At 72.5% G+C, this 3,704-nt stretch carries 5 protein-coding genes; 4 read left to right on the top strand and 1 reads right to left on the bottom strand.

Annotation, left to right across the window (positions count from 1 at the left end; genetic code table 11):
* Nucleotides 1–81 precede the first annotated feature (81 nt).
* Nucleotides 82–204 carry a hypothetical protein gene (locus E1283_RS39600; RefSeq protein ID WP_279571312.1) on the bottom strand — a complete coding sequence of 41 codons (123 nt, stop codon included), beginning with the start codon at nucleotides 202–204 and terminating at the stop codon, nucleotides 82–84.
* A 19-nt stretch (nucleotides 205–223) separates the two neighbouring features.
* On the opposite strand from E1283_RS39600, the gene E1283_RS33740 reads away from it, so the two are divergent.
* The 4 genes from E1283_RS33740 (at nucleotide 224) to E1283_RS33725 (ending at nucleotide 3,651) form a co-directional block, all read left to right on the top strand.
* Entirely contained in the window at nucleotides 224–658 is a 435-nt protein-coding gene (locus tag E1283_RS33740) for a VOC family protein (protein WP_132821976.1), read from the top strand.
* Between the two features lie 106 nt (nucleotides 659–764).
* Entirely contained in the window at nucleotides 765–1,535 is a 771-nt protein-coding gene (locus E1283_RS33735) for a dienelactone hydrolase family protein (RefSeq protein ID WP_132821975.1), read from the top strand.
* Nucleotides 1,532–2,173 carry a class I SAM-dependent methyltransferase gene (locus E1283_RS33730; RefSeq protein ID WP_132821974.1) on the top strand — a complete coding sequence of 214 codons (642 nt, stop codon included), beginning with the start codon at nucleotides 1,532–1,534 and terminating at the stop codon, nucleotides 2,171–2,173. The genes E1283_RS33735 and E1283_RS33730 overlap by 4 nt, the downstream gene beginning before the upstream one ends.
* Nucleotides 2,174–2,454: 281 nt before the next feature.
* Nucleotides 2,455–3,651: a right-handed parallel beta-helix repeat-containing protein gene (locus tag E1283_RS33725; protein WP_425086271.1), complete on the top strand. Its 1,197-nt coding sequence runs from the start codon at nucleotides 2,455–2,457 to the stop codon at nucleotides 3,649–3,651.
* Nucleotides 3,652–3,704: the final 53 nt, after the last annotated feature.

Genomic DNA, 3,704 nt, shown 5'->3' with positions numbered 1-3,704 from the left:
CCGTCCGCCTCAGCGCCCGCGCCCGCCCGGGCGCCGACCCGGCCCTGGTGAGCGCCGCGATCGATGCCGTGCGGAACCTGCTCACGACACCGACACCGACACCGACACCGGCACCGGCACCGGCACCGGCACCGGCCGTGAGCCACGGAGCGGCCCGGTGACCGGAGCGGCGAGCGACCCCGTGGAGACATCGACGTCGGTCACGCGCTGTTATGGTGCGCCGATGTCATCGATCAAACAGTTCCAGGTCACCTTCGACTGCGCGGAGCCCGAGCGCCTCGCCCGCTTCTGGTGCGAGGTGCTCGGATACGTCGTGTCGCCGGTGCCGAAGGGCTTCGACACGTGGGACGACTACCACCGCTCGCTGCCGCCCGAGCACGAGGTGCGGTGGTTCTCGTGCGTCGATCCCTCGGGCGTGGGCCCGCGGCTGCTCTTCCAACGCGTTCCCGAGGGCAAGGTCGTCAAGAACCGGGTGCACCTCTGCGCGCGGGCCGCCCCCGGGCTCGTCGGCGAGGAGCGCCTCGCCACACTCCAGGCCGAGTGCGCGCGACTGACCGCGCTCGGCGCGGTACACGAGCGCACGCTGTTCGCCGACGGCACCAACGAGTCGTGCATCGTGATGCGGGACATCGAGGGCAACGAGTTCTGCCTCGACTGAGCACCCCCGGGCAGGCGAAGGCCGGAACGTCACCCCGACGGGTCGGGCCGCGGTGACTAGTCTGACGCTCGGCCGCACTCACTCGCCCACCGAGAGAGGTTCCCCCATGCCCCACGTCAGTGGCTCGTTCCTCGACGTCCCCACGCCCGACGGAGCGGCCGACTCCTACCTGGTCCATCCCGACGACGACGCGCCCCACCCGGCCGTGCTGTTCTACATGGACGCCTTCGGGCCGCGCCCGGCCCTGCGGGCGATGGCGGACCGGTTGGCCTCGGCCGGCTACACCGTCCTGGTCCCCAACGTCTTCCACCGCCACGGGCGGGCACCCGTCGTGGACCTCCCGGACTTCATCGACCCGGCCCAACGCCCCGAGATCTTCCGGCAGATCCGCCCCGCGGCCGCGACCCTCACCCCCGAGGCCGCCGTCCGGGACGCCGGCGCCTACCTCGAATGGCTGGCCGACTCCCCGCTGACGACCAGGGGGCTGGTCGGCGTCACCGGCTACTGCATGGGCGCCGGCCTGGCCCTCCGCACCGCCGGCGGCTACCCGGACCGGGTCGCCGCCATGGCCGGCTTCCACGGCGCCCGCCTCGCCACCGACGACGAGAACAGCCCGCACCTGTTGGCCGACCGGGTCACCGCCGAGCTGTACTTCGGCCACGCCGACGGCGACTCCACCAACACCCCGGAGATGATCGCCCGCCTGGAGCGGGCCCTCACCACCGCCGGCGTCCGACACCGCGCCGAGGTCTACCCCGGCGCCCAGCACGGCTTCACCCAGTCCGACACCGCCGCCTACGACCACGACGCGACGGAACGCCACTGGGCCGCCCTGATCGACCTGTTCGACCGCACGCTGCCGGCCGGCGCCCGATGACGCGCCGCCCGGCCTCGCTCCAGAACCCGAGGTTCGCGCGGTCCTACCTCCGCATCGCCGAGCAGACGGACCGGCGCGGCGGCGCCGAGCACCGGCGACGACTGCTGGCCGGGGTGCGCGGCCGGGTGCTGGAGGTCGGCGCCGGGCAGGGCCGCAACTTTCCGCACTACCCCGACACCGCGCGCGAGGTCGTCGCCGTGGAGCCCGACGACACCCTGCGGGACGTGGCGGAGCGCGAGGCCGTCACCGCCCCCGTCCCGGTGGTCGTCCGGCCGGGACAGGCCGGCCGACTGCCGGGCGGGGACGGCGAGTTCGACGCCGTCGTCTTCTCGCTCGTGCTCTGCACCGTCGACGACCAGGCCGCCGCCCTGGCGGAGGCCGCCCGCGTGCTGCGGCCGGGCGGGCAGCTCCGCTTCTACGAGCACGTCCGCTCGCCGCGCCGCTGGGCGGCACTGCTGGAGGACGCGATCACGCCGCTGTGGCGGCGGAGCGCCGGCGGCTGCCACCCGAACCGCGACACCGAGGCGGCCATCCGCGTCGCCGGGTTCACCGTCGACGAGATCGACCGCTTCACCTTCGCCCCGGCGACGCCGATCCCGCCCCTCTCCCACGTCCTCGGCACCGCCACCCGCCCGTAGTCGCCCATCCGACAGGAGGGTGACGGCGCGGCAGCGCGCGATAGTGCACACTCCGCCCCTCATCGTCCACACGGGCCGACCTAGCCTGTCCCTGCCCGAGCCGCGCGCCGCAGGTGAGCAGCTACCGACCCCTGTCACCCCCTCCGTCTACTGCGTTCCGCGCACGCCCCGAATCCGACCTGGCCCGGCGGCCCGGCACACCACGCCGGCCGTGCCCGCCGGGGCCGAGGCGTGCGCCGCGCCCACCCCCACGAGTAGTCGTCATGGAAGGAAGGCAAGGTATGCCCGCACGCAGGAACATGAGGACGATGGCGACGGCCTGGTGCGCCGGCCTGCTCGCCGCCGTAGCGGGAACGGCCACCGTCGAGACCGCCCAGGCCGCGCCGATCGAGGCGGCGCTCGCCACCGTGTACGTGGCGCCCAACGGCACCGACGGCGCGGCCGGCACCATATCGGCGCCCACCACGCTCACCTCGGCGATCAGTCGCGTCGACCCCGGCGGCACGATCTACGTGCGCGGCGGCACCTACAACTTCTCGACGACCGTCACCATCCCGCAGGGCAACAACGGCACCTCCAGCGCCCGGACCCGGCTGACCGGATACAACGGTGAGCGGCCGGTGTTCAACTTCTCCGCGCAGAGCGAGAGTTCGTCGAACCGCGGGCTCGCCGTGAACGGTAACTACTGGCACGTCTACGGCATCACCGTCGAACGCGCCGGCGACAACGGCATCTTCGTCGGCGGCAACAACAACGTCTTCGAGCGCACCGTGACGCGCTACAACCGCGACACCGGTCTGCAGATCGCGCGGATCTCCTCCAGCACGCCGCGCGCCCAGTGGCCGTCCAACAACCTCGTGGTGAGCGCCGAGTCGCACGACAACGCCGACTCCGACGGCGAGGACGCGGACGGCTTCGCCGCCAAGCTCACCGTCGGCAACGGCAACGTCTTCCGCTACGCCGTCGCCCACAACAACGCCGACGACGGCTGGGACCTCTACACCTACGCCGACGAGGAGGCGATCGGCCCGGTGACCGTGGAGGACTCCCTCTCCTACGAGAACGGCACCCTCAGCGACGGCACCCAGCTCTCCAACGGCGACCGCAACGGCTACAAGCTCGGCGGCGAGGACGTCCCGATCAACCACGTCATCCGACGCAACATCGCCGTCGACAACGGCCAGCACGGGTTCACCTACAACCGGAACCCGGGCTCGATGACCATCTCGAACAACGTGAGCATCCGGAGCGAGGAGCGCAACTTCAACTTCGACGCCGGCACCTCGGTGTTCCGGAACAACACCTCCTGCGACAGCGGGTCGAACGACCGGATCATCGGCAACTCCGACAGCTCCAACCAGTGGTACTCCGGCTCCAACGGCTCCCGCTGCGCCACCTACTCGGGTGCCCTCGGCTGGTCCTTCGCCTCCGACGGTCGCCTCAACGTGACCTTCGGCGGCCGGGTGGTCACGCCGTAACCACGATCGGCGGCGGGCCGGGCCCACACCGCGCCCGCCGCGCCCCCCACCGC

This window comes from Streptomyces hainanensis (assembly GCF_004348415.1).
In the GTDB taxonomy this organism is placed as follows: domain Bacteria; phylum Actinomycetota; class Actinomycetes; order Streptomycetales; family Streptomycetaceae; genus Streptomyces; species Streptomyces hainanensis.
This window is presented reverse-complemented; position numbering and strand designations above follow the sequence as displayed.

What these genes read in the sequence shown, in the direction of transcription:
- E1283_RS33740 (WP_132821976.1), top strand. Translation starts at nt 224, where the DNA reads ATGTCATCGATCAAACAGTTCCAGGTCACCTTCGACTGCGCGGAGCCC.
- E1283_RS33735 (WP_132821975.1), top strand. Translation starts at nt 765, where the DNA reads ATGCCCCACGTCAGTGGCTCGTTCCTCGACGTCCCCACGCCCGACGGA.
- E1283_RS33730 (WP_132821974.1), top strand. Translation starts at nt 1,532, where the DNA reads ATGACGCGCCGCCCGGCCTCGCTCCAGAACCCGAGGTTCGCGCGGTCC.
- E1283_RS33725 (WP_425086271.1), top strand. Translation starts at nt 2,455, where the DNA reads ATGCCCGCACGCAGGAACATGAGGACGATGGCGACGGCCTGGTGCGCC.